Annotated in this window: 18 protein-coding genes; 6 read left to right on the top strand and 12 right to left on the bottom strand. The window is 71.6% G+C overall.

Features of this window, described 5'->3' with window-relative positions:
• Positions 1-11 precede the first annotated feature (11 nt).
• From J5V16_RS14045 to J5V16_RS14035, 3 genes are all read right to left on the bottom strand, one after another.
• Positions 12-1,022, bottom strand: coding sequence for a Gfo/Idh/MocA family protein (locus J5V16_RS14045; protein WP_208496976.1), 1,011 nt, complete (start codon positions 1,020-1,022; stop codon positions 12-14).
• Positions 1,019-2,119, bottom strand: a complete 1,101-nt coding sequence (locus J5V16_RS14040; RefSeq protein ID WP_208496975.1) for a DegT/DnrJ/EryC1/StrS family aminotransferase — start codon at positions 2,117-2,119, stop codon at positions 1,019-1,021. The genes J5V16_RS14045 and J5V16_RS14040 overlap by 4 nt, the downstream gene beginning before the upstream one ends.
• Positions 2,120-2,330: 211 nt before the next feature.
• Positions 2,331-3,131 (bottom strand): sugar phosphate isomerase/epimerase family protein, encoded by an 801-nt coding sequence (locus tag J5V16_RS14035; RefSeq protein WP_208496974.1) that lies wholly within the window; start codon positions 3,129-3,131, stop codon positions 2,331-2,333.
• A gap of 78 nt (positions 3,132-3,209) precedes the next feature.
• Here J5V16_RS14035 and J5V16_RS14030 point away from each other — a divergent pair, with 78 nt between their 5' ends.
• The 6 genes from J5V16_RS14030 (at position 3,210) to J5V16_RS14005 (ending at position 13,140) form a co-directional block, all read left to right on the top strand.
• Positions 3,210-4,034, top strand: coding sequence for a hypothetical protein (locus J5V16_RS14030; RefSeq protein ID WP_208496973.1), 825 nt, complete (start codon positions 3,210-3,212; stop codon positions 4,032-4,034).
• A gap of 326 nt (positions 4,035-4,360) precedes the next feature.
• A complete protein-coding gene (locus J5V16_RS14025; RefSeq protein WP_208496972.1) occupies positions 4,361-5,842 on the top strand; it encodes a bifunctional cytidylyltransferase/SDR family oxidoreductase in 1,482 nt (493 codons plus the stop codon).
• Positions 5,843-5,916: 74 nt separating this feature from the next.
• The gene (locus tag J5V16_RS14020) at positions 5,917-8,004 is read left to right on the top strand and encodes a hypothetical protein (protein ID WP_208496971.1); all 2,088 of its coding nucleotides are present in this window, start codon (positions 5,917-5,919) and stop codon (positions 8,002-8,004) included.
• 7 nt (positions 8,005-8,011) lie between these two features.
• On the top strand, positions 8,012-9,655 hold the full coding sequence (locus J5V16_RS14015; RefSeq protein WP_208496970.1) for a CDP-glycerol glycerophosphotransferase family protein: 1,644 nt from the start codon (positions 8,012-8,014) through the stop codon (positions 9,653-9,655).
• 184 nt (positions 9,656-9,839) lie between these two features.
• Entirely contained in the window at positions 9,840-11,432 is a 1,593-nt protein-coding gene (locus J5V16_RS14010) for a glycosyltransferase family 2 protein (RefSeq protein WP_208496969.1), read from the top strand.
• 76 nt (positions 11,433-11,508) lie between these two features.
• Positions 11,509-13,140 (top strand): glycosyltransferase family 2 protein, encoded by a 1,632-nt coding sequence (locus tag J5V16_RS14005; protein WP_208496968.1) that lies wholly within the window; start codon positions 11,509-11,511, stop codon positions 13,138-13,140.
• Positions 13,141-13,180: 40 nt separating this feature from the next.
• Here J5V16_RS14005 and rfbC read toward each other — a convergent pair whose 3' ends face one another.
• The 9 genes from rfbC to topA all read right to left on the bottom strand — a co-directional run bounded on the left by rfbC (position 13,181) and on the right by topA (position 25,587).
• Complete coding sequence (rfbC, locus tag J5V16_RS14000) at positions 13,181-13,774, bottom strand: dTDP-4-dehydrorhamnose 3,5-epimerase (protein ID WP_208496967.1); 594 nt, start codon at positions 13,772-13,774, stop codon at positions 13,181-13,183.
• 26 nt (positions 13,775-13,800) lie between these two features.
• Positions 13,801-15,801, bottom strand: coding sequence for a glycosyltransferase family 2 protein (locus tag J5V16_RS24475; RefSeq protein WP_307792973.1), 2,001 nt, complete (start codon positions 15,799-15,801; stop codon positions 13,801-13,803).
• Entirely contained in the window at positions 15,683-17,743 is a 2,061-nt protein-coding gene (locus J5V16_RS13995) for a glycosyltransferase family 2 protein (RefSeq protein WP_208496966.1), read from the bottom strand. The genes J5V16_RS24475 and J5V16_RS13995 overlap by 119 nt, the downstream gene beginning before the upstream one ends.
• 5 nt (positions 17,744-17,748) lie before the next feature.
• On the bottom strand, positions 17,749-18,621 hold the full coding sequence (gene rfbD / locus J5V16_RS13990; protein WP_208496965.1) for a dTDP-4-dehydrorhamnose reductase: 873 nt from the start codon (positions 18,619-18,621) through the stop codon (positions 17,749-17,751).
• Entirely contained in the window at positions 18,618-19,604 is a 987-nt protein-coding gene (rfbB, locus tag J5V16_RS13985; protein WP_208496964.1) for a dTDP-glucose 4,6-dehydratase, read from the bottom strand. Before rfbB ends, rfbD begins: the two co-directional genes overlap by 4 nt.
• Complete coding sequence (locus J5V16_RS13980) at positions 19,601-20,668, bottom strand: glucose-1-phosphate thymidylyltransferase (protein ID WP_208496963.1); 1,068 nt, start codon at positions 20,666-20,668, stop codon at positions 19,601-19,603. The genes rfbB and J5V16_RS13980 overlap by 4 nt, the downstream gene beginning before the upstream one ends.
• A gap of 162 nt (positions 20,669-20,830) precedes the next feature.
• Positions 20,831-21,526 (bottom strand): phosphocholine cytidylyltransferase family protein, encoded by a 696-nt coding sequence (locus tag J5V16_RS13975; RefSeq protein ID WP_208496962.1) that lies wholly within the window; start codon positions 21,524-21,526, stop codon positions 20,831-20,833.
• Positions 21,527-21,607: 81 nt separating this feature from the next.
• Complete coding sequence (locus J5V16_RS13970) at positions 21,608-22,786, bottom strand: glycosyltransferase (RefSeq protein ID WP_208496961.1); 1,179 nt, start codon at positions 22,784-22,786, stop codon at positions 21,608-21,610.
• A 41-nt stretch (positions 22,787-22,827) separates the two neighbouring features.
• Complete coding sequence (gene topA, locus J5V16_RS13965; RefSeq protein ID WP_408612442.1) at positions 22,828-25,587, bottom strand: type I DNA topoisomerase; 2,760 nt, start codon at positions 25,585-25,587, stop codon at positions 22,828-22,830.
• Positions 25,588-25,729: the final 142 nt, after the last annotated feature.

Here is a 25,729-nt window from a genome sequence, read left to right as displayed (position 1 = left end):
CGATTGCGATGTCAAATGCCGGCGGGCGCGGCGTCGGCCAGCGCCACCGTCGAACCGGTCTCGGCCGACAGCAGCATCTGCTCGGAGACCTCCACGGTCGCCAGCCCCTGCCGCAGCCCCACGATGTCGGACTCCTGGCCCAGCACCGCGTCCCGGAAGTGCTCGTGCTCGACCAGCAGCGGCTCGCGCTTGCGGATCGCGTACCGCACCATGTCCCCTTCGGACACGCCGCGGAACGCCCGCAGGGCCTCCCACTCAGTGTCGACCACGCCGTTGGCGTAGAACGTCAGGTCGGCCGTGAGCGTGTCGGCGATGAAGCAGCCCCGATCCCCGGTCACGACCGCGGTGCGCTCCTTGAACGGGCTCAGCCAGTTCACCGAGTGGTTCGCGATCGCCCCGCCCGACAGGCGCCCGATCGCCGACACCAGGTCCTCGTGCTCGCGGCCCGACCGCGACACGGTGCTCGCCGCGATCGACCGGTACGACTGGCCCGTCACCCACGAGGTGAGGTCGATGTCGTGCGTCGCCAGGTCCTTCACGACCCCCACGTCCGCGATGCGGTGCGGGAACGGGCCCTGGCGGCGGGTGACGACCTGCAGGATCTCCCCCAGCTCGCCCGCCTCGAGCCGCTCTCGCAGCGACATGATCGCCGGGTTGCACCGCTCGATGTGCCCGACCCCGCCGACGAGGCCCCGCGACTCGAACGCCTCCGCGAGGCGGCGCGCCGCCTCCGTCGTGTGCGCCAGCGGCTTCTCGATGAGCGCGTGCACGCCCGCCTCGGCCAGCGCCAGGCCCACCGGCTCGTGGTACGCCGTCGGGCACGCCACGACCGCGTAGTCCAGACCGAGCGCGATCAGCTCCTCCACCGTGGCCACCAGCTTCGCCCCGGAGGGGACGGCCGAGCCGTCCGCGACCGGGTCGGCGATGCCCACCAGGTCGACCCCGTCGAGGCCGCCCAGGACGCGGGCGTGGTTGCGGCCCATGGCCCCCAGGCCGATCAGGCCCGCTCGCAGCGTGCTCACAGCCGCCCCTCCAGTCCGGTCAGGGCCGCGGCGATCCGCTCGAGGTCGAGGTCGGTCAGCGACGGGTGAATCGGCACCGACAGCACCTCCGCGGCGGCCCGGTCCGTCTCCGGCAGGTCCGCTTCCATGTGCGCGTACGGCGCGAGCCGGTGGATCGGCGTCGGGTAGTACACCGCCGACCCCACGCCCGCCTCCGACAGGAGCTCCTGCGCGCGGTCGCGGCCTTCGGGGATGCGCACCGTGTACTGGTGGTAGACGTGCCGGGCGCCCTCGGCGACCGGCGGGGCGACGACCGCGGTGAGCTCCTTGAGGGCCGCGTCGAGGCGCGCCGCGTTGCTCCGCCGCGTCTCGGTCCAGCCCTCGAGCCGCCCCAGCTGGACCCGGCCGATCGCGGCGGCGACGTCGGTCATGCGCATGTTCGCGCCGACGATCTCGTTCTGGTAGCGCGCCTCCATGCCCTGGTTGCGCAGCAGCCGCAGCGTGCGCGCGAGCTCGGCGTCGTCCGTGGAGACCATGCCGCCTTCGAGGGCGTGCATGTTCTTCGTCGGGTAGAAGCTGAACGTCCCGGTCTTCCCGAAGGAGCCGACCGGCTTCCCGTCCACGGCCGCGCCGTGGGCCTGGCAGGCGTCCTCGATGACCGCGAGCGAGTGCCGCTCCGCGACCGCGGTCAGCGCCGTCATGTCGGCGGGGTTGCCGTACAGGTGGACCGGCATGATCGCGGCGGTCGCGGGGCCGACGAGCGCTTCGGCGGCGGCGGGGTCGAGGTTGAAGCTCGCCGGGTCGATGTCGGCGAACACGGGCTCGGCGCCGACGAGGCGGACGGCGTTCGCGCTGGCGGCGAAGGAGAAGGAGGGGACGATGACCTCGTCGCCGGGGCCGATGCCCATGGCCAGCAGCGCGAGCTGGAGCGCGGACGTTCCGGAGTTGACCGCGACGCAGTGGGCGGTGCCGGCGACGGCGGTGAAGCCCGCTTCGAACGCGGCGACCTCCGGTCCCTGGACGACCATCCCGCTGCGGAGCACCGCGACGGCCGCTTCGATCTCGGCTTCGCCGATGTGGGGCCGGGCCGGGGGGATGACCCCGAGTTCACTTGGCATCGGATCGCGCCTCTTCCTGTCGACGACGGCGTCTTTCGCTCCGTTATCTTTGCCAGGCGAGGGTTACATCGGGGGGAACGCCACCGGAAAAACCAGTGGCACGTGAATGTCGCGGCGGTGGCGACGGTCCATGAAGGATGTTCAACGGCAACGTTCGGCACCGTGTGTCACGCGGCGGGAAGCCTTGGCACGGTTCGGCAGCGGCGGCTTTTCAGGGCCGCTTGTCCGCGTTGAGGGCGTCGCGGGCGAACTTCACCGACTCGTAGAGGTCTTCGGCGCGCCGCGTGCGGTTGCCGCTCTTGCGGGTGCTCACCTCGACGGTGATGGAGCCGTCCCAGTCGGAGGCGCCGAGGGAGCCGAGCAGCTCGGCGCACGGCTGCGTGCCGCGCCCGGGGACGAGGTGCTGGTCGGCGCCCGGTTCGGTGCCGTCGCACAGGTGGATGTGGCGCAGGCCCTTGCCCATCCGCTCGGCCATGGCGATCGCGTCGGCGCCGGAGGCGGCGCAGTGGGAGAGGTCGAGGGTGTAGGAGTCGTAGCCGTGCCGGGTGGGGTCCCAGTGGGGGCGGTAGGGCACGAGCTTCCGCTTGCCGAGCTTGAGCGGGAACATGTTCTCGACCGCGATGGTCACGTGCGGGTAGCGGGCGCGCAGCCCGTCGAGGACGGTGGAGAACTTCGCGGCGTAGTCCTTCTGCCAGGAGAACGGCGGGTGGATCACGACGGTGGGCGAGTCGAGGTACTCGGCGGCCTGCACGGAGCGGCGCAGCCGCGTCCACGGGTCGGCGCTCCACACCCGCTGGGTGACGAGGAGGCACGGGGCGTGGACGGCGCCGATCTTGACGCCGTAGTGCTTGGCGAGGCTGGCCGCGGCCGCCGGGTCCTGGGAGACCCGGTCGGTGAAGACCATCAGCTCGACCCCGTCGTAGCCGAGCTCGGCGGCGAGCTCGAAGCCCACGGCGGTGGGCTCCGGGTAGACGGAGGTGGTCGACAGCAGAACCGGGACGGACTGGGTCACGACCTCCAGGGTACGCCGTAGTCCCTGTCGCGGTGGCGCGTCCCGTTCGAGACGGGTCCGGGCGGGTACCTTGGTGGGATGACCGACGAGGTGGCGCAGGACTTCGACCGCGAATGGGTGGAGTTCCTCGATCCCGACGACCCCGAGACGATGGTCCGGGCCGATCTCACCTGGCTGCTGTCGCGCTGGGGGTGCGTGTTCGGCAAGCACCCCGATGAGGGCGGCTGCCCCGGCATCGAGGCCGACCAGCCCGCGGACGGCTGCTGCCTGCACGGGGCGTTCTACACCGACGAGGACGACATCAAGCGCACCAGGCAGATCGTGAAGAAGCTGACGCCGGAGACGTGGCAGCTGCACCGGCGCTGGAAGGACACGATCGTCGACGACACCCTCGAGAACGAGGACGGCGAGGAGGAGCCGGCGAAGAAGACCGCGGTCGTCGACGGCGCGTGCGTCTTCCACAACCGCGAGGGCTTCCCGGCGGGCGCGGGGTGCGCGCTGCACCAGCAGGCGATGCGCGACGGCGTCCACCCGATGGCGTACAAGCCCGAGGTGTGCTGGCAGCTGCCGGTGAAGCGGGACTTCAAGACCGAGCACCGGGCGGACGGCACCGACGTGTCGGTCACCCTCATCACCGAGTTCGACCGGGCCTCGTGGGGCCCGGGCGGGCACGACTTCGACTGGTGGTGCACCGCCTCGCCGACCGCGCACACCGCGTCGGAGCCCGTATACCTCTCTTATGCGGTGGAGCTGACCGAGCTGCTCGGCCCGGCGGCGTACGAGAAGCTCGCGGACCTGTGCGACGCCCGCGCGAAGCTGGGCCTGGTCGCGCCGCATCCGGCGACGGTGCAGGCCCAGGCCGCGAAGGCGGCGACGGCGCTGGGGATGCCCGTCCGCCTCTGAGGTTCCGCGTGCGGTCCCGCGCCCCCGGCGCGGCGGCGGGTTGTGAGCCTGTTCTCGGCCGGACGGCCGGTGCGTGTCGGACAACCGTGCGAGCGAGTAAATTCACGGCAACATCCGGGAAAACGGACATCGTCGCGATGCTAAAATCCACCGCGACCCGGGGCCGTCGGTATCCGGCGCCTCCCGGCCGCCCCTGATCTCGCGACGCACCGGCCCGACCGCACCCGCGGGCCGTCCCAGGCGGCGACCCGCCGCCCACCGAGCAACCGTACGAGGCCTCCGGCCGCTCCAGTCCGGCCGGGCCGCACACCAGAGGAGGACTTGACTTGTCGAGTCACGGAGACAGCCGGCGCCCGGGGACCACCGCGGTGATCCTGGCGGGCGGCACCGGCCAGCGGGTCGGGCTGAGCATCCCCAAGCAGCTCATCAAGATCGCCGGCAAGCCCGTGATCCTGCACACCCTCGAGGCGTTCGAGGCGGCCGCCGAGGTCGACGACATCCTCGTGCTCATGGCCGAGGGGTACATCGACGAGGTCAAGGCCATGATCGCCAAGGCCGGGCTGCAGAAGGTCGCCGACGTCATCCCCGGCGGCGCCACCCGCTCCGACTCGACCAAGGCCGCCATCGCGCACGTCGAGGCCCGCCCCGACGCCGACGAGCGCCACCGCCTCGTCTTCCACGACGCGGTCCGCCCGCTCATCTCGCGCCGGGTCATCGCCGAGACCGTCGCCGCCCTCGACCGCTACGACGCGGTCGACGTCGCCATCCCGTCCTCCGACACCGTGATCGTCACCCGCACGCACGGCGACGACGGCGAGTTCATCACCGACGTGCCCGAGCGGGCGCGCCTGCGCCGCGGCCAGACCCCGCAGGCGTTCACCCTCGCGACCATCCGCGCCGCCTACCAGGCCGCCGACAAGGACCCGCAGTTCGAGGCCACCGACGACTGCTCCGTGGTCCTCAAGTACCTGCCGAGCGTCCCGATCCACGTCGTCGCCGGCGACGAGTGGAACATGAAGGTCACCCAGCCGGTCGACCTGTACATCGCCGACAAGCTGTTCCAGCTCGCCTCCACCGCGGTGCCGTCCCCGGACGACGCCTCGTACCGGGAGCGGCTGACGGGGAAGACCCTCGTGGTCTTCGGCGGCTCATACGGCATCGGCGCCGACCTCGCCGACCTCGCCGAGTCCTACGGCGCGGACGTGTTCCGCTTCGGCCGCTCGACCACCGGCACCCACGTCGAGGACCCCGCCGAGGTCGAGGCGGCGCTGAAGACCGCGCACAGCGCGACCGGCCGCGTCGACTACGTCGTCAACACCGCCGGCATCCTCCAGATCGGACGGCTGAACGAGACCTCGCAGGAGGACATCGACCAGACGTTCAAGGTCAACTACCTCGCGCCCGTGCAGATCGCCCGTGCCGCCTACCCGTACCTGGCCGCCACCCAGGGCCAGCTGCTGCTGTACACCTCCTCGAGCTACACGCGCGGGCGCCGCGACTACAGCCTCTACTCGTCCACGAAGGCCGCCATGGTGAACCTCACCCAGGCCCTCGCCGAGGAGTGGAGCGACGACGGCGTGCAGGTCAACTGCGTCAACCCCGAGCGCACCGCGACCCCGATGCGCACCAAGGCGTTCGGCTCGGAGAACCCGGACACGCTGCTCGCCTCCGAGACCGTGGCCCGCACTTCGCTCGACGTGCTGCTCTCGGCGCTCAACGGCGCCGTGATCGACGTGCGCAAGGACGACCCGACGACCGGCGGCTTCGAGCAGGCCATCGCCCGGGTCCTCGACACCGGCATCGAATAGCCCGACCGCCGCGGCCCGGCGCCTCCCGCGCCGGGGCCGCGGCGACCTCCAGCCAGACAGGAACCGACCAGCCCATGTCAATGCGCGCACTGTGGAACAGCCCCGCGGTCCAGGAGGCCGGGCGAGCCGGGCTCGGACTCACCGTCCTCATGCTGCTCACGTACCCGGCGATGCTCATCGCCGCGCTCGTGCCCTCCCCGGCCGCGTTCGCCGCCGCGCTCGTCGTCAGCTACGCCACCGACATCGTGCTCCACAGCCGCTACCAGGACCTCATCGTCCGGCTGCGGCAGCTGCGTTTCGGCATCTCGAACCGGTTCCTCGTCCGCGAACTGCTCGTCATCCTCCTGGTCAGCCGCCTCGCCGGCTCGCACGGCCTGAGCTACCGGGCGGTCCTGCTCGCCACGCTCGCGTTCGTGGCGCTCGTCGCCGTCCAGGTCCTCCACGGCGGCCTCACCGCGATGGTCCGCAAGACCCGGTCGCTGCCGTTCGCGGCCCGCAACATCGACCTGTCGACCCTGAAGATCTCGGACGCGCCGCCGCCGTGGCTGGAGAACCGCGCGGGCGAGAAGGTCCTCCACACCGACCTGCCGCTCGTCATCGGCCTCGTCGTCTCCTCGTTCACGCTCACGAACACGCCCGGGTACCTCGGTGCGGCCGTCACGTTCGCGCTCGCCCTCGGGTACCTCGCGGTCCTCAGCGTCTGGGCGGGCCCGTACCACCAGGTGCCGAGCCCGGGCCGGGCCATGAAGTGGCTGAACCAGTGGCTCACCGAGGGCTACCGGCCCACGGTCGCGCTCTCGTTCTCCGGCACGAAGGACGCGACCTACCAGGTCAACATGTGGCTCGAGACGCTCGAGCGCATGGAGGGCGAACGGCCCCTGGTGATCCTGCGCGAGATGCACTCCATGCCCGACCTCGCGCGCACCACCGTCCCGGTCCTCGTCGTGCCCAGCGCCGTCGACCTCATGAACATGGACTTCTCCACGGTGCGCGTCGCGCTCTACCCCGCGCACGTGGGCAAGAACCTGCACCTGCTGCGGGTCCCGACCATGAAGCACGCCTTCATCGGGCACGGCGACAGCGACAAGGTCGCCTCCATCAACCCGTTCGGCAAGGCCTACGACGAGCTGTGGACGGCCGGGAAGGCCGGGCGCGACCGCTGGGCCCTCGCCGACGTCGGCGTCCGCGACGAGGACATCGTCGAAGTGGGCCGCCCCCAGCTCGACGTCATCTCGACCGAGCCGCCGGGCCGCGACCTCCCCACGGTGCTGTACGCCCCGACCTGGGAGAACTGGACCGACGAGCCGGGCACGACCTCCGTGATCGTCCAGGGCGAGATCATCGTCAAGGCGCTCCTCGAGGCCGAGCCGCCCGTCCGCGTCGTCTACAAGCCGCACCCGTTCACCGGCACCCGCTCGGCCAAGGCCCGCGCCGCCGACCTGCGCATCAAGGCCCTCATCGAGGCCGCGAACCTGGCCTCCGGGGCCGCCCCGACCGCCGAGGTCCCGCCGCCGCCCGGCCAGGTCGACACCGACGCCGCCGGTCTCAAGTGGACGGATGCGGCCGCGTCGCGCGACGCCCTCGCCCCCCCCGAGCACGTCGCCGCCGAACGCGACGCCGCCCGCGCCTGGAACACCGCGTACTGGGCCGCCCAGCCCGCGAACCGGCACCTCGTCGTCACCGGCTCCCAGCCGAACGTCTTCGACTGCTTCAACGAGGCCGACGCGCTCGTCTCCGACATCTCCAGCGTCGTCTCCGACTTCATCGCCAGCGGCAAGCCCTACGCCGTGGTCGACTCCGCCGGCGTCGGCGAGAAGGCCTTCAAGGCCGCCAACACCGCCGTCCGCGCCGCCTACATCCTCGACCCGCAGGCCGAAGGCCTCGACGAGCTGCTCGCCGCCGTCCGCGACCCCGAGCGCGACCCGCTCAAGGCCGAGCGGACCGAGCTCAAGACCTACCTCCTCGGCCCCGACGAGCCCTCCTCGCAGGAGCGGTTCAACGCCGCCTCCCGCGACCTCGCCCGCCGCGCCGAGCAGCGCAACCGCGCCCAGGACGGCGACACCGACGAGGAGCCGGTGAGCCACGACGCCGAGACCGCCACCGCCCCGGCCACCGAGATCATCGCGCCCGACCCGGCCCCGGCCGAGACCAGCATCGACTAGGACGGCCGTGAACCTGCTCCGCAAGCTCCTGTCCCGCACCGCGACCACCGGGCTCGCCGCCGCCGCGCTCGCGGCCGCGCTCCTCCCGTGGGACTGGAGCGCCTGGGCCGCATGGGCGTGCGCGACCGCCGCCCTCGCCCTCGCGTGGCGGGCGCACCCCGAGCTCGGCCCCGACCGGGACCGGTTCGCGCGCGGCGCCGCCATCGCGGCCGTCGGCGTGCTCGCGGCGCAGCAGGGCCCGGTTCCGGCCGCGATCGCCGCGGGCGCGCTCCTCGTCGTCGTCGGCTTCGAACCGCTGCTCGCCGTCGCCGTCGCCACCGGACACATGACCACCGCCAACCTCGCCGTCCAACGCGACCGGGCCTGGTTCACGCCGCGCGTCACCGGCGAGGCGATCACCGCCGGAGGCGGCGTGTTCGCGCTCGCGGCCGCAGGATCGCTCATCACCGGGTCGGCCGGTCCGCTGTGGATCGCGGCGGCCGCCGCGATCGCCACCGCCGGCACCGCCGCCGCCGGCGCGGCGGGAGCACTCCTGCACCGCCGCCGCTCCGCCCACGCCGGGGACGGGGCCGTGATCGCGGCCCTCGAAGCGCTCGAACCGGCGTTCATCGTCCACTTCTCCGGCCCGCCCGGTTCGGTCTACCAGCTCGACATGTGGCTGCCCTACCTCGACCGGCTCGGCGACCCGTACGCGATCGTCGCCCGCGAGAAGGCCCACCTCGAGGAACTGCGCGGCCGCACCGAAGCGCCGATCATTGTCGCCCCCTCCATGTCCGAGCTCGAACGGCTCCTCGTGCCCAGCGTCAAGGCCGCGTTCTACGTCAACGGCTCCGCGCTCAACACGCACCTCGTGCGGTTCGGGCACCTCAAGCACCTGCAGCTGTTCCACGGCGAGTCCGACAAGGCCTCGAGCTTCAACAAGGTCACCTCGATCTACGACGCCGTGTTCGTCGCCGGGCAGGCCGCCGTCGACCGGTACCGCGCCCACGGCCTCGACCTCGACTTCCGCAAGGTCGGCCGCCCCCAGCTCGCCGCCGTCGCCACCGGCCCCCGCACCGCCTCCGGCCCGCGCCCCGTGCTCCTGTACGCCCCCACCTGGACCGGGCTCACCAGCGAGTTCGACTACTCCTCCCTCGCCATCGGCAAGCGGATCGTCGAAGAGGCCCTGCGCCGCGACCTCGCCGTCATCATGCGCGCCCACCCCTACACGCGGTTCAACCTCGCCGCCGCGCGCCGCCTCGACGAGATCGAACGCCTCCTCGCCGACGACGCCGAACGCACCGGCCGCGCCCACCTGTGGGGCACCCAGGCCACCGGCCCCAGCCTCGTCGACTGCGTCAACGCCGCCGACATCGCCGTCTGCGACGTCTCCGGCGTCGCCACCGACTGGATCGCCTCCGACCGGCCCTTCGCCGTGACCGACATGGCCGGACTCGGCGAACGCTTCCCCGACGAGGCCTGGATCGCCAAGGGCGCCTACCGCGTCGACCGCGACGCCGCCAACCTCGCCGCCGTCTTCGACGAGCTGCTCCACACCGACTCGAAGGCCGCCCAGCGCAAGGAGACCCGCGAGTACTTCCTCGGGGCGACCACCGGCGACGCGGCCGTCGAGCATTTCATCGCCGAAGCCCGCCGCGCCTACCGCGGCTAACTCGCGCGGCCACCACCGCATATAGACCGTCTTCATTAGGCAACCGGCGACCGCCGGACCAGCCCGAACCCCAAGTCACCCGCGGAAAATGCAACCTTCCGGGGGTGCTCGCGCGTATGCTCTCTAGGCCCGCGATCCCGCAGGCCGCGAGCAACCGTACGGGGGAGTCGTGAGACCGCCAGTCGTGTCAGTGATCATGCCGGCGCACAACGCCATGCCATACCTGCACAAGGGACTGTCCTCCGTCACCAGGCAGACCATCGGGGTGCGCAACCTCGAGCTCATCGCCATCGACGACGGCTCCACCGACGGCAGCGGCGACGCCCTCGACGCCTTCGCCGCCCAGCACCCCGGCCTCGTCCAAGTCCACCACCAGGAAGCCAGCGGCACCCCGAGCGCCCCCCGCAACCGCGGCATCGACCTCGCCCGCGGCGAATACGTGTTCTTCCTCGACGCCGACGACTACCTGGCCGACCGCGGCCTCGAACGCATGGTCGCCATGGCCGAGGCACACGACTCGGACGTCGTCCTCGGCAAAGTCGTGGGCCACGGCGGCCGCGGCGCCCCCCGCTCGATGTTCCACCACGACCAGCCCCGCGCCGACCTCTACACCTCCCGCGTGTACTGGACCCTCGGCCCCTGGAAGCTCTTCCGCCGCAGCCTCCTCGAAGACCACCACGTCCGCTTCCCCCTCGACCGGCGCACCGGCGAAGACCAGGTGTTCACCTTCCTCGCCTACTACCACGCCCGCAACATCTCGGTCGTCGCCGGCCACGACTGCTACCACATCGTGCAGCGCGACGACGGCGGCAACCTCACCAGCGGCGGCATGAAACCCCCCGCGCACGCCGAATTCAACCGGCAGACCACGCTCGAACTCATGACCGACCTCGTCGGCACCACCGTCCCCGCCGGACCCGGCCGCGACCACCTCATGAAACGCCACTGGGAGGTCGAGGGCGCCAACGAACTCGCCCGCCTCCTGCGCATGCGCACCCCCGAGGAGCAGCAACGCCACTTCGAGAAGCTCCGCGACCTCCTCGAACGCTGGTACACCCCCGGCACCGCCGCCACACTCCACCCCGACCTGCGCCTCGCCTACCACCTCATCCTCACCGCCGGCCTCGACGACGTCCTCGAAGCCCGCCGCCGCAAGGACGACATGGACCTCACCGGCGCCGCCGGCCGCCTCTGGGCCGCCCTCCCCGGCCGCGGCCCCGACGCCCTCGCCAAAGGCGACACCACCACCGGCCCCTGGGTCGAGGTCACCGACGGCGTCCCCGTCATGCAATGGCTCGACGAGGCCGCCGCCCGCGGCACCCGCCTCCACCTGCGCGGCACCGGACGCCTCGACGGCGTCCCCTCCGACCGCCTCACCCTGCACCTGGAACTCGCCCACACCGGCACGGGCGAGACCCACCGCGTCCCCGCACCCCACGAGGACGGCAAGTTCACCGCCGAATTCGACCTCTGCGACGCCGTCGGCCCGCTCGACGACGCCGACGGCGTCTGGGAGGTGCGCCTCAACGTCGCCGTCGGCGGCTACGAGACCACCGTCCCGTACGGGGTCCGGCTCGGCGGCCCCATGCGCCGCTACCGGCGCCTGCGCGTCCACCTCATGCCGCGCTGGCGCGGCCGGTTCGGGCGCGTGAGGGCCGAGCTGGGGTTCGGTCCGGACGGTGCGCTGCAGCTGCGCTGCGGCGACCGGGCGGTGCCGGTGCTGCGCGGGATCGCGCGGCGGCTGCGCGCCACTGGCGAGTCGCCCCACCACGTCTGATCAGGCAATTCCGGTTATCATCGATAGCCGCCCCCGCCACCCCCCAACGAGGAAAGTACGGAGCCAGGAAGCCCACATGGCCACACCCATCGTCTCAGTCGTCATACCCGTGCACAATGCGATGCCGTACCTGCTCAAGGGCATCGAGTCGCTGCTGGGCCAGTCCATCGGCAAGGACCGCCTCGAGGTCATCGCGGTGGACGACGGCTCGACCGACGGCAGCGGGGAGGCCCTCGACGAGTTCGCCGCCGCCGAACCCGACTGCGTGCGGGTCGTCCACCAGGAGGCGAGCGGGACGCCGAGCGTGCCGCGCAACCGGGGCATCGAGATGGCGCGCGGGAAGTACGTGTTCTTCCTCGACGCGGACGACTACCTCGGGGTCGAGGCGCTCGAGCGCATGGTCGAGATGGCCGAGGAGAACGAGTCGGACGTGGTGCTCGGCAAGCTCGTGAGCGTGAACGGCCGGGGCGTGGCCCGCTCCATGTTCGAGCGCGACCAGCCGCGCGCCGACCTGTACTCCTCCCGCGTGTACTGGAACCTGCCGTGCCTCAAGCTGTTCCGCCGCTCGATGCTCGAGGAGCACGGGCTCCGGTTCCGCACCGACCGGCGGTTCATCGAAGACCTGCTGTTCACCATCGAGGGGTACATCCGCGCCCGCAACATCTCCGTGGTGGGCGAGTACGACTGCTATTACGTGGTGCTGCGCGAGGACGGCGGCAACCTCACCAGCGGCGGCATGAAGGCCCCCGAGCACTTCCAGCAGTCCGAGGGCACGCACCTGCAGCTGCTCGTCGAGCTCGTGGGCGGCCTCCTCCCCGAGGGGCCGAAACGGGACTTCCTGCTGAAGCGCCACTGGGAGGTCGAGGGCCTCAACGAGACGCGGCGGCTCCTCAGCGACCCCACCGAGGAGTCGCGGAGGCAGCGGTTCGAGGCGCTGCGGGACCTGGTGCTGCGCTGGTACACGCCGGGCGCGGGCGCGAAGCTGCCGGTGATGCGCCGCCTGTACTACGAGCTCATCGTCGAGGACCGGCTGGACGACCTGATGCGGCTGCTGCGCGAACCCGCGGACCTGATGTTCGCCGGGCGCGGCGACCGCGTGTACGCGACGCTGCGCGGCTACGAGGACGCCGTCGCGCCCGAGCCGGGCCCGTGGCTCGACCTGAGCGAGTCGCTGGAGGTCCGCCACTGGTTCAAGGGCGTCCGGTTCACGCCGGAGGCGCTGCGCATCGAGGGCACCGGCCGCATCGCGCCGATCCCCTCGGACCTGATCGGGGTGCGGCTCGAGGCCGTCCACTCGGCGACCGGCGAGGTCGTCGCGGTCGACGCGGCGCATGAGGACGGGCATTTCACGGTCGAGTTCGACCGGGCCGCGCTCCTCGCGCAGGGCAAGGGCGTGTGGCGGTTCGAGGTCGTGGTGACCGTCGGCGAGACCGAGCGGCGGGCGCCGTTCGGCGGGCGCCTCGGCGGCGGCCTGCAAGGGAAGGCCCGGCCCCGTCCGGCGGCCGTGGCGGGCGGACGCCGCCTCGCCCTGGGCTACGCCAAGGGCGCGAACCAGCTGCAGGTGAGTGTGGAGCCGCGGTTCACCGCGCGGCGCATCGTGAAGGGAGCGGCGCGCCGGGCGGGCCTGGGCCGCGTGAAGGCCCGGCTCACGAAGCCGCGGCAGCAGCCGAGCGGCGTGCGGGCCGTGCGGGTCGCCCGGCCGATCTAGGGCGCCGCCGCGGGAGGCCGGAGCCTCCCGCGGCGGGCCGCTACGCGTTCAGCTCGGCGTAGTACGCCTGGCAGGCGTCCCACGTCGGGAGCAGGCCCTGGGCCTCGGCTTCGGCCAAGGTCGGGGCGGCGGCGTCCTTGTCGGACAGCAGCGGCTCGAACCCGGACGGCCATTCGATCCCGATCGCGGGGTCGAGCGGGTTCACGCCGTGCTCGCGTTCGGGCGCGTACCCTTCCGAGCACAGGTAGACCACGGTGGCGTCGTCGGTGAGCGCCATGAAGCCGTGCCCGAGCCCCTCGGAGAGGTACACCGAGTGGTGGTCCTGGTCGTCGAGGCGCACCAGCTCCCACTGCCCGAAGGTCGGCGAGCCGACCCGGATGTCCACGATGAGGTCGAGGATCGCGCCGCGCACGCACTTGACGTACTTGGCCTGGCTCGGCGGGACGTCCGCGAAGTGGATGCCGCGCAGCGTCCCCTTGCTGGAGACCGAGCAGTTGGCCTGGACCAGGTCGAGCTTGTGGCCGACCGCCTCGGCGAAGGCGGGCGCCTTGAACCACTCGTGGAAGGAGCCGCGGCTGTCGCCGAAGACCTTGGGTTCGAAGACCCAGGCGCCGGGGATGTCAAGCTGTCGCATGTGGAGTCACTTTCCGGTTCGGTGGGTTACAGCCGGGCGGCCAGGCCGCGCAGGCGCTTGCGCGCGGAGGCGGGCAGCTTGCGCGCGATCGGGACGCCGACGCTGCGCACGGCCCGCTTGAACAGGTCCTTGCGGCGCTTCGCGGCAATCTCGGCGAGCGTCGCCGGGTCGAGCAGGTCCACACCGGTCACCGCGAGGCGGCCCGAGCCGTCCACGGTCGCGCCGCACAGCCGCACCCCGGGCTTCTCGGGGTTGGTGAGCAGCGCCGTCAGGTCGTACTCGCCGGCGGGGACGCCGCGGACCTTCCCGGGCAGGCGCAGGTGCGCGCGGTCGAGCGCGGGCACGAGGGCGGCCTTGACCCGGTGCGCGCCTTCGGCGTTCGCGAGCTCGACGACGGTGTCGCGCGGCGCGGTGCGCGCGGACGTGTAGATCTCCAGCCGCAGCTCCGCCGGGTGCTCCGATGCCAGGTGCAGCGGCTTGCCCTCCATGACCTGCGAGAGGTCGCGGGCGCCGCGGGAGACGTCGAGCGTGAGGTTCCCGTACGGGTCGGTGAAGTAGGGGATGACGCGGCGCGCGGGCGAGCCGAGCAGCGCCGGGAAGCAGTTCGCGTCCAGGGCGGTGTCGCGGTCGGCGCCGATGCGCGCCTTCTTGACGACGCCGAGGCCGCGCACGGGCGCCCACACGTCCCACATGCCCTTGCCGATCCGGCCGCGGCCCTTGACCGCCTCGGTCGGCAGGTAGCCGGTGCCGCGCAGGACCACGCGCTTGCGGCCGCCGGCGGCGTCCTCGAGTTCGGCGGCGAACGTCGCCGGGCACGGCCACTCGACCGCGCTCTCGCGGTTGCGCAGCGAGAGCTCGGCGGCGAACCCGTCGAGTTCCCCGGTCACGTCCACCGGCTCGTCCGAGCCCAGCAGCTCCCGGGTGAGGTCGGGCGAGAGGAAGTAGCGGCCGTCCCGCTCCTCGAACTCGAACGGGACCTGCTCCTCGCCGTGCACGAGCTGCGCGCTCAGCGCGACGCGCATGCGCCCGTTCCCGGTCCACTCGGCGTCCTCGAGGCGCGCGGTCGCCTTCACGGAGGCGGAGAACCGCGCGATGCGGATGAGGCCTTCGCGGTCGTTCGAGCGCAGCAGGCTCGAGCGCATCCGCTGGATCGCCCCGAGCCCGTCGTGGACGCCCTCGGTGACGAAGTCCCGCTCCAGGGCCTGGATCTCGTCGATCATCTCGTCGCGGTAGTCGTCCTCGTAGCGCAGGATCGCCGGCTCCGAGATCCGGCCCAGCATCTCCACCCGGTAGAAGCGGCGCAGCAGCTTGTCGCGGAACTCGCCGGGCTCGGTGTTCGCCACGACCACGTCCAGGACCTCGCGGAGGTTCTTGTAGTAGCCCGAGGGCACCAGCTTCGCCGAGCCGGCGTTCTTGCCGTCGTCGCGCTTCGAGTAGTAGTAGCAGGTGTACGAGCCCAGGATCGAGACGACCTTCGCGGGGAAGTACGTCTCCATCATGTACAGCTGGTCCTCGAGGCGCCGCTTGCCCTCGGGGTAGGCGATCTTGTTCTCGCGCAGGAACGCCGTGCGGAACATCTTGTGCGGGGTGAGGCTGTCGTACAGCGGGAAGTTCGTGATGTCGACCTTGTCGCGGTCGGCCTTGAACACGCCGTGCGGGACGCCCCGGAAGTTCGAGGCGACCTTGCCGATGACGATGTCGGAGCCGTTGCGGTGCCCCATCTCGTACAGGCGGCGCAGCGCGTCCGACGCGAGGTAGTCGTCCTGGTCCAGGAACTGCACGTACTCGCCGCGCGCCTCGTCGACCCCGACGTTCCGCGGCTTGCCCGGCCACCCCGAGTTCGGGATGTGGATGGCCCTGAAGTGCGCGTGCTCGGCGGCGAGCTTGTCGAGCATCGCCGGCGTGTCGTCACTGGAGCCGTCGTTCACGAACAGCACCTCGAACTCCGACGCCGGCAGCGTCTGGCGCAGCAGCGAGTCGATGGCCGGTTCGATGTACTTGCCCGGGTTGTAGACCGGGATGATCACGCTGACCTTCACCGTCATCGGTTCGAGTCCTTCCGTTGGCATGGCATGGGTGGCTGCGGCGCCGCGCCTGGGCGCCGAGCGCTAACAGGTCTTCGGGCAGGGCGAGGGCGCCGTCGAGTCCGATGCGGACGGCGCCGAGCGGCAGGGGCGGCACGCCGCCCGGGTCGAGGCGCGCGAACAGCCGCCCCTCCCCCGGCGCGAGGCCGGCCACGGGGCCGGGCAGCTCCAGCCGCCAGCGGCCCTCGAAGGGGCGCACGGACGCCGGCACCTCGTACCAGTCCCCCGCGCCGTCCTCGACGAGCAGTGTCGCGCCGACCGGCGCGGTCGACGGCGACGTCGCCGCGTCCAGCAGCAGCGCCCGGTCGCCGGCCCGCGCGACCGCGCGGCCCGACAGGTGGTCGCCCAGGGCGCGGGCCTTCTTGCCGACGTCGATCGTCAGCTCGCCCTTCACCGCGGTGAAGAACGGGAGCACGCCGCGCGCGGGCGCGCCCAGCACCGCCGGACGCAGATCGATGCCCGCCTCGCGGTCGGCGCCGAGCCGCAGGTCGCGGGCGAGCCCGAAACCGGACAGCTCCAGGTGCGCGTCCCACAGGCCGCGCGACAGCCGCTCCCGCGCGCCGTCGGCCTCGGTCCGGATCGCACCGGACACCTTGAACGCCACCGTGACCACGCCCTCGGCGTCCGCGGCGAGCGTCCGCTCGAACCCGGCCGGGCACGGCCAGCGCAGGCCCTCCTCGCGGTGCGACACCGACAGCGCGCCGGTGAACGACTCGAACTCCTCCGTCACATCGAGCAGGTCCGCTTCGAGCGCGAACCGCTCCGCGAGCGACCGGTCCAGGAACACGCGCCCCTCGACCCGCTCGAAGCGGATCGGCGACCCGTCGGCCCACACGAGCCGCGCGGTCGCATCGAGCTCCAGGCCCCCGTCGGCGGCCCACTCGGCCCGCTCCAGGTGCGCGTCGACCCGAACCGCCCGCGCCAGCCGGTACCAGTCGGCGAGCCGGTCGCGGTCCCCGCGCTCCAAGAGCGCGGCCGCGACCCGCCCGAACACGCCCAGGCTGCTGCCCGCAGTGGACGGCATGTGGGCGGCCACGGTCTTGCGCGCCGCCTCGAACCACGCGTCGAACCCCTGCCCGGCGTCGACCCAGTCGATCCGCCGCGACAACTGCCCGTGCACCTCGGACTCGTACACGCGCCCCAGCGCCCGGTCCCGCGCGGGACCGGCCTCCAGCTTCGACGCGAACACGTCCATCAGCGCCGCCGCATGCGCGAACCAGGCCTCGACTTCGTGCAGACCGCCCGCGCCGCGCACCGCATGGTGCCGGCTGCGCCACTGGTACACCGGATAGTCCGCGTACACGCCGATCCGCTCCGTCGCGCAGTACGCCTCGGCGGCGAAGACCGCGTCCTCCAGCACCCGCTTGGACTCGTCGAACCGCAGCCCGCGCTCGGCCAGGAACGACCGCCGGAACAGCTGGTGGTCCGTCAGCGCCCACGCCAGGTCCGAGTCCCCCAGCCCGCACCGGGCCGCCGTCCGCCGGTACACCGGGTGCGCCGCCTCAGGGAACCCCGCGACCAGCTTCGGCTGCACGATGTCCGCCTCATGCTCGACCGCGAACTCGTACAACCGCCGCAGCGCGTCCGGCTCCAGGAAGTCGTCGTCGTCGACGAACAACACGAACTCGCCGCGCGCCCGCTCGAGCCCCAGGTTCCGCGGCCCCGCATACGAACCCGCGTGCTCGGACCGGATCACCCGCAGCTGCGCGTGCCCCGCGGCGGCCCGCTCGAGCCGTTCCAGCGAATCGTCGGTCGACCCGTCGTCGACGTACAGCACCTCGACATCAGTGCCCGGCATCGTCTGGGCCAGCATCGACTTGACGTTCCGGCCGATGTCACCCCCGATGTTGCGCACGGCCACGACGACGCTGACCTTGATCGCCAAGAGCTTCAGTCCTTCGGGAGCGCCGGGAACGCCGCGTCCAGGGCCTCGCGCCAGTCGCGGATCGGGTCGATGCCCGCCGCCTGCCACCGGTCGTGCCCCAGCACGCTGTACGCCGGGCGCGGCGCCGGGCGCTTGAACGCCTCGCTCGTGGTCGGCCGCACCCGCTCCGGGTCGGCGCCCAGCAGCTCGAAGATCCGCCGCGTCAGCCCGAACCAGGTCGTCTCGCCCGAGCTCGTGCCGTGGTACACCCCGGCGGGGGCCGTCCCGGCGAGCGCGCCCTCCCCGAGCCGCACGAGGCGGTCGGCGAGGTCGGCGGTCCAGGTCGGCTGCCCGCGCTGGTCGTCGACGACGTCGAGGGTGTCCTTGACGCCTTCGAGTCTGATCATGGTGCGCACGAAGTTGCCGCCGCCGGCGCCGTAGAGCCAGGCGGTGCGCACGACGTACCCGGTGTCGGGGAGCAGTTCGAGAACGGCTTCCTCGCCGGCGAGCTTGGTGCGGCCGTAGGCGCTGCGCGGCGCGGTGGGGGCGTCCTCGGCGTAGGGCGCGGTGGCGTCGCCGGCGAAGACGTAGTCGGTGGAGACGTGCAGGAGCACGGCCCCGGTCTCGCGGCAGGCCTCGGCGAGGCGGCGCGGGCCGTCGCCGTTGACGGCGAGGGCGGCGGCCTCCTGCTCCTCGGCGTCGTCGACGGCGGTCCAGGCGGCGCAGTTGACCACGACGGCGGGGGCGTGCTCGGCGAGGGCGGCGGCCACCGACGCGGGGTCGGTGATGTCGAGTTCCTTGCGGGACAGGACGACCGCGCGCTGCCCGGCGGCTTGGACGCGGGCCTCGACGTCTTGGGCGAGCATGCCCGCGCCGCCGGTGATCAGCCAGGTGCTCACAGGGCGGCCTTGTCCTTCAGGGGCTCCCACCACGCGCGGTTGTCGCGGTACCACTGGACGGTCTCGGCGAGGCCGGCCTTGAAGTCGGTCTTGGGCTGGTAGCCGAGTTCGGTGCTGATCTTGGTGCAGTCGACGGAGTAGCGGCGGTCGTGGCCCTTGCGGTCGGTCACGTATTCGACGGACTCGTCCCAGTCGGCGCCGCAGGCGTCGAGGAGGAGCTGCGTGAGCTCCTTGTTGGAGAGCTCGGTGCCGCCGCCGATGTTGTAGACCTCGCCGGCGCGGCCCTTGGTGCGGACGAGTTCGATGCCCTGCACGTGGTCGTCGATGTGGAGCCAGTCGCGGATGTTGCCGCCGTCGCCGTACAGCGGGACCTTCTTGCCGTCCAGCAGGTTCGTGATGAACAGCGGGATGACCTTCTCGGGGAAGTGGTGGTGCCCGTAGTTGTTGGAGCAGCGGGTGACGCGCACGTCGAGCCCGTGGGTCCGGTGGTAGGAGAGGGCGATGAGGTCGGAGGAGGCCTTCGCCGCCGAGTAGGGCGAGTTCGGGGCGAGCGGGTCGGTCTCGGGCCAGGAGCCCTCGTCGATGGAGCCGTAGACCTCGTCGGTGGAGACGTGCACGAACGTGTCGATGCCGGCGAGGTGGGCGGCGTGGATGAGGGTGTGGGTGCCGACCACGTTGGTGCGCACGAATTCGGCGCCGCCGTCGATGGAGCGGTCCACGTGGGACTCGGCCGCGAAGTGGACGACCTGGTCGTGCTCGGCCATGAGCTCGGCGACGAGGTCGGCGTCGCAGATGTCGCCCTGGACGAACGCGAAGCCGGGGTGGGAGCGGACCTCGTCGAGGTTCGCCGGGTTGCCGGCGTAGGTGAGCTTGTCGAGGACCGTGACGGCCACGTCGGCCGGGCCGTGCTCGCCGAGGACGGTGCGCACGTAGTGGGAGCCGATGAAGCCGGCCCCGCCGGTCACGAGGATCTTCGTGGTCATGAGGAAATCTGCACCTTGCTGTAGTCGCCGATGACGAGCCGGTGGGCCGCGGGGACGCGCGGCGCCGGGGTGATCTCGACGTTCCGTCCGATGAGCGAGGCCTCGATGCGGCGGACGCCGACGATCGAGGACTCCTTGAGCAGGATCGAGTACTCCACTTCGGCGTCCTCGATCCGGCAGTCGTCCGAGATGGACGTGAAGGGCCCGACGTACGCGTCCGCGACGACGGAGCCGGCGCCGACGATCGCCGGGCCGACGATGCGGCTGCCGGTGACCTTGGCGGTCTTGTGGATCTGGACGCGGCCGATGATCTCGCTGGCCTCGTCGATCTCGCCGTCGAGGGAGGGTTCGAGGGTCTCGAGCACGGTCCGGTTGACCTCCAGCATGTCGGTGACGTTGCCGGTGTCCTTCCAGTACCCGTGGATGGTGGTCGAGCGGACGTCCTGGCCCTGCTCGATGAGCCACTGGATGGCGTGCGTGATCTCGAGCTCGCCGCGCCACGACGGCTTGATGGAGCGCACGGCCTCGTGGATGTTGGGGGTGAAGAGGTAGACGCCGACGAGGGCGAGGTCGCTCTTGGGCTCCTTGGGCTTCTCCTCGAGGCCGATCACCTTGCCGTCCGCGTCGAGTTCGGCGACGCCGAACGAGCGGGGGTCGGAGACCTGGGTGAGGAGGATCTGCGCGTCGGGCTTCTCGGCGCGGAACTGGTCGACGAGGCCGGAGATGCCGCCGACGATGAAGTTGTCGCCGAGGTACATGACGAAGTCGTCGTCGCCGAGGAAGTCCTTGGCGATGAGGACGGCGTGGGCGAGGCCCAGCGGCGCGTCCTGGGGGATGTAGGTCACCTTGATGCCGAGCTCCGACCCGTCGCCGACGGCTTCGCGGATCTCCGCGGCGGTGTCGCCGACGATGATGCCGACCTCGGTGATCCCGGCCTCGGCGATCGCCTCGAGGCCGTAGAACAGGACCGGCTTGTTCGCGACCGGTACGAGCTGCTTGGCCGAAGTGTGGGTGATCGGCCTGAGGCGGGTGCCCGCGCCGCCGGAGAGTACAAGAGCCTTCATGTCGCCCACCCTAACAGTTCACGCCCAGGCCACCGCTCGTTCCCTCTCTCGTTCGAGCGATATTCACATCGCGCGGATTCCGCAGGTCACCGGTGCCGCGAAGGGTCCCCGGAGGGGGTCCGCGGCGGGGCTCGCCGGGGACTTCGGGCGGGGCGGGGGCGGCTAGCGGAAGCGGCGGTTGGCCTCGGTGAGGTCCTCGGCGAAGTCGATCTCGATGACGTCGTGGGCGGAGATGTCGATGGCCTCGAAGTGCACGCCGTCGTGCTCGATGGCCAGCTCGATGCCGCGCTCGAAGTAGTCCTGGTCGCCGACCTCGGCGAGCCGCTTGGCGAGGATCGCCCGGTCGCCGGAGGAGACGTAGTTGACGCCGACGGCCTCGCCGAGCGCGCCGTCGCGGACCTCTTTCGACAGGCGCCGGATGTACCCGTCGGGGCCGAGCGTGTACTTGATCTCCTCTTCGGCGACGGAGGCGGTGTTCACCGAGATGAAGGAGCGGTCCATGGCGATGTGCGGCAGGAGCGCGTCGAGGACCCGGGGGTCGAAGACGACGTCGCCGTTGAGCCACAGCACTCCGCCCGGGCCGAGGATCGTGAGGGCCTTGAGGAGGCTCTTCGCGGTGTTGGTGTCGCCGTACGCCTGGTTGTAGATGAAGCCGACGTCGGGCACCTCCTCCATGATGACCTCTTTCTTGAAGCCGACCACGAGGTGGATGGAGTGGCGGGAGAAGCGGGAGGTGAGCAGCCGCAGCGACCGGCCGAGGATGGTCTCCCCGGAGGCGAGCGGCGTCAGGGGCTTGGGGTGCGGCTTCCCGAGGCGGGAGCCGACGCCGGCCGCCAGGATCACGATGTTCGTGGACACGACGCTCTCATCCGTTTCAGTCACTCTGGCCTCAAACAGCACGAATGGCCCTCACGCTACCAGTGCGGGAGCGGGAGCCGTTCAGCCCACTGTACGGCCCCGCCGTGACTCGACCGCCCGCCGCAGGAGCGCCTCGTGACGTCCGACCACCGCGTCGGGCTCGTATTCGCGGGCCTTCGCCCGCCCGCTCTCGCCGAGCGCGGCGCGCAGCCCGGGGTCGCCCATGAGCCGGTCGAGGCCGGCGGCGAGCGCGGCGGGGTCCTCGGGGGCGACGAGCAGGCCGTTCTTCCCGTCTTCGACGATCTCCAAGGGGCCGTGCGGGACGGCCGTGCACAGCACCGGCAGCCCGGCGGCCATGGCTTCGACGATCACGAGCCCGAACGGCTCGAACCGGGAGGGCACGACCGCGATCGACGCGTCGGCGCGGGCGGCGTCGAGCGGCGCGACCCCGCCTTTCAGCGCGATCCGGCCCTGCATGCCGAGTTCCTCGACGCGCGCTTCGAGCCGCTTCCGCTCGCTGCCGCGCCCGTAGAGGTGCAGGGACCATTCGGGGCGGGCCGCGGCGAGGGACGCGAACGCGTCCACGAGCAGGTCGAACCCTTTCATGCGGGTGAGGCGGCCGACGGCCATGACGACGGGGCCGCGCTCGGCCGCGGACGCGGGCGCGGCGGGGATCGAGTTGGGGATGTGCGCGACGATGCCGGCGCGGGCGGGCGCGGCTTCGCGGTAGGCGGCGGCGTCGGCTTCGGTGATGGTGGCGACGGCGTCGAAGCGGCGGCAGTCGCGCAGGATGCGGCGGCGGACGCGGGGCCGGTAGTGGTCGAGGAAGAGGTGCTCCTGGGCGACGACGGGCATGCCGCGGCGGGCGTAGCGGGCGAGGTAGGAGTTGAGGTTGGCCTGGGTGCCGACGAGGACGTCCGCGTCGGCGGCGCGCACGTACCGCTTGACGCGCCGGTCGAGGAGCATCGAGACGTCGTCCATGTTGACGGCGCGCTGCCAGTGCAGGAACGACGGGAGCCTGCGGCGGATCCGGTCGGCGCGGGACAGGGTCTCGCCGCCCTGTTCGGGCTTGCGGATGTCCCAGAGGGATTCGACGCGGATGCGCGGGTCGGTGTCGAAGTCGGGCCGGACCTTGTGGCGGGTGCAGGAGACGATGGTGACCTCGTGGCCGCGCTCGACGAGGGCGTGCGCGGTGTTCAACGTGGTCTTGATCGTGCCGCCGAGACCCCAGGCATTGCGGAGGAGGAAGGTGATGCGCACCCGCCAAGCCTAGGGCGGCTCGGCAAGGCGCGCTCGGTTCCTCAGTCTTCCTGTGGCGCAGCCGCTTTCTTCGCGGCCTTCTTCACCGTCTTCTTCGCCGCCGCCTTCTTCACGGTCTTCTTCGCGGCGGTCTTCTTCGCGGCCGCCTTCTTCACTGCTTTCTTAGCGGCTTTCTTCGCGGTCTTCTTCGCGGGCACCGCCCCGGAAGCGACCTTCTCCCGCCGTTCGGCGAGGAGTTCGGCGGCGCGGTCGATCGTGAGGTCCTCGATCGAGTCGGTCTTGCGGATCGACGCGTTCGTCTCGCCGTCGGTCACGTACGGGCCGAACCGGCCGTCCTTGAGCGTGACCTCCTTGCCGGTGACCGGGTCGGGGCCGAGCTCTTTGAGGAGGGTCTGGGCGCGCTGCTGGCGTCCGCGCGTCTTGGGCTGCGCGAGCAGCTTCTCCGCTTCGTCCAACGTGAGCGTGAACAGCTGCTCCTCGTTCTCGAGGGACCGGAAGTCGCGGTTCTTCTTCACGTACGGGCCGTGCGGGCCCAGGCCGGTGCGGATCTCCTCGCCGTCGGCGGCGGTGCCGACCAGGCGCGGCAGCGTCAGGAGCTTGACGGCGTCGGCGAGCGTGATCTCGGAGAGCTTCTGGCCGGTCAGCAGGGACGAGGACTTCTCGCCGCTGGTGACGTACGGCCCGTACCGGCCGGTCTTGGCGAGCACGGGCTCCCCGGTCTCGGGGTGGGTGCCGAGTTCGCCTTCGTTCTCGGCGAGTTCGAACAGCTCCTGGCCCCGCTCCGGGGTCAGCTCGTCGGGCGCGAGGTGCTCGGGGATCGACGGCCGCTTGCCCGGCTCGGCCCCGTCCTCCTGCCCGGGCGTGGTGCGCTCGAGGTAGGGCCCGTACCGGCCGACGCGGGCGACGACGTGGCGTCCCTTGTCGTCGGTGTACAGCGGGATCGAGTTGACCTCGCGGGCGTCGATCTTCGCGAGCTCCTCTTCGATCATGTGCCGCAGCCCGCCGGAGGCGGCGACGGTGCCTTCCTTGTCCTGCCCGCCGAAGTAGAACTTGCGCAGGAACTCCTCGCGGGACTCCTGGCCGGCGGCGACCTCGTCGAGCTCGTTCTCCATGCCCGCGGTGAAGTCGTAGTCGACCAGGCGCGGGAAGTGCCGCTCCATGAGCCCGATGACGGCGAACGCGCGGAAGGCGGGCACGAGCGCCTGGCCCTTCTTGAACACGTACTCGCGGTCCTGGATGGTCTGCATGATCGACGCGTACGTGGAGGGCCGGCCGATGCCGCGCTCTTCGAGGGCTTTGACGAGGCTGGCCTCGGTGTAGCGGGCGGGCGGCTGCGTGGTGTGCCCGGCGGCTTCGAGGCCGCGTTCGGCGAGGTGCTGCCGCTCGGTGAGCTCGGGGAGGCGCTTCTCGGCGTCGTCGGCGTCGCCGTCGTCGATGGACTCGACGTAGGCGAGGAGGAAGCCGGGGTTGGTGATGGTCTTGCCGGAGGCGCCGAAGTCGGCCTCTTCCCCGTCGGCGGTGGTGGCGCGGGCGCGCACCGAGGTCGAGTTCCCGGTGGCGTCGACCATCTGGGAGGCGAGCGTGCGCCGCCAGATGAGGTCGTACAGCCGGAACTCTTCGGCCGAGAGCTGGCTCTTCAACTGGTTGGGGGTCTTGAACCGGTCCCCGGAGGGCCGGATGGCCTCGTGCGCCTCCTGCGCGTTCTTCACCTTCCGGGCGTACCGGCGCGGCTCGGAGGGCACGTACTGGGCGCCGTAGAGTTCGGCGGCCTGGGCGCGGGCGGCGTTGATCGCGGTGTTCGACAGGTTCGTCGAGTCGGTCCGCATATACGTGATGTGGCCGTTCTCGTAGAGCCGCTGGGCGACCCGCATGACCTGCGCGCTGGAGAGGCGGAGCTTGCGTCCGGCCTCCTGCTGCAGCGTCGAGGTGATGAACGGCGCGTACGGCTTGCGCCGGTACGGCTTCTTCTCGACTTTGAGGACGGTGAAGTCGCGGCCTTCGAGGCGGTGCGCGAGCCCGCGGGCGCCGGCCTCGTCGAGGTGGACGACGTTGCCCTTCACCTGCCCGGTGGCGGCGTCGAAGTCCTTGCCGGTGGCGACCCGGTCCCCGTCGACGGCGATGAGCGTGGCCTTGAACACCTGGTCGTCGTCGGTGGCGAGGTTCGCGGAGACGTCCCAGTAGTCGGCGGCGCGGAACGCCATGCGCGCCCGCTCCCGCTCGACGACGAGCCGCGTCGCGACCGACTGCACGCGCCCGGCCGACAGCCGCGGCATGACCTTCTTCCACAGGACCGGCGAGACCTCGTACCCGTAGAGCCGGTCGAGGATGCGCCGCCCTTCCTGGGCGTCGACGAGGTCCTGGTTGAGCTCGCGCGGGTTCGCGGCGGCCTCGGCGATGGCCTGCGGCGTGATCTCGTGGAACACCATCCGCTTGACCGGGACCTTCGGCTTCAGGGTCTCGAGCAGGTGCCAGGCGATGGCCTCCCCCTCGCGGTCCTCATCGGTGGCGAGGAAGAGCTCGTCGACCTCCGCGAGGTAGCCCTTGAGCTTCTTCACATGCGCGGACCGGTCCGGGTTCACGATGTACAGCGGCGCGAAGTCGTTGTCGACGTCCACGCCGAGGCGCGACCAGGCCTTGTCCTTGTATTTGGCCGGGATCTCCTTCGCGCTGCGCGGAAGGTCCCTGATGTGCCCGAGCGAGGAGTCGACGATGTAGCCGGGGCCGAGATAGGAGGCGATCGTCTTGGCCTTCGCCGGGGACTCCACGATGACCAGGCGCTTGATGTCCGCCACTGCTCCCACCGTTCACTCGGAAAATGCACTCGATTCGTTACGGTAGCTCACGCTTCCGCATTGCGTCCCCTGAGTATGGGTGTGCCCCGGTCCGATCGACCGGGGCACACGCGGACGGCATCCCAGATTCAGCGAAGTTCCGGACTGCGCT

The sequence above is a fragment of the Glycomyces niveus genome, assembly GCF_017592475.1.
Lineage (GTDB): Bacteria > Actinomycetota > Actinomycetes > Mycobacteriales > Micromonosporaceae > Glycomyces > Glycomyces niveus.
The sequence above is the reverse complement of the archived record's forward strand: the minus strand, read 5'-3'. Positions and strand labels throughout refer to the sequence as shown.

Excerpts from the sequence above, each read along its gene's own strand:
- J5V16_RS13980 (WP_208496963.1), bottom strand. The coding sequence starts at position 20,668 with ATGAAGGCTCTTGTACTCTCCGGCGGCGCGGGCACCCGCCTCAGGCCG.
- J5V16_RS14005 (WP_208496968.1), top strand. The coding sequence starts at position 11,509 with ATGGCCACACCCATCGTCTCAGTCGTCATACCCGTGCACAATGCGATG.
- rfbC (WP_208496967.1), bottom strand. The coding sequence starts at position 13,774 with ATGCGACAGCTTGACATCCCCGGCGCCTGGGTCTTCGAACCCAAGGTC.
- rfbB (WP_208496964.1), bottom strand. The coding sequence starts at position 19,604 with ATGACCACGAAGATCCTCGTGACCGGCGGGGCCGGCTTCATCGGCTCC.
- J5V16_RS14040 (WP_208496975.1), bottom strand. The coding sequence starts at position 2,119 with ATGCCAAGTGAACTCGGGGTCATCCCCCCGGCCCGGCCCCACATCGGC.
- J5V16_RS14030 (WP_208496973.1), top strand. The coding sequence starts at position 3,210 with ATGACCGACGAGGTGGCGCAGGACTTCGACCGCGAATGGGTGGAGTTC.
- J5V16_RS14020 (WP_208496971.1), top strand. The coding sequence starts at position 5,917 with ATGTCAATGCGCGCACTGTGGAACAGCCCCGCGGTCCAGGAGGCCGGG.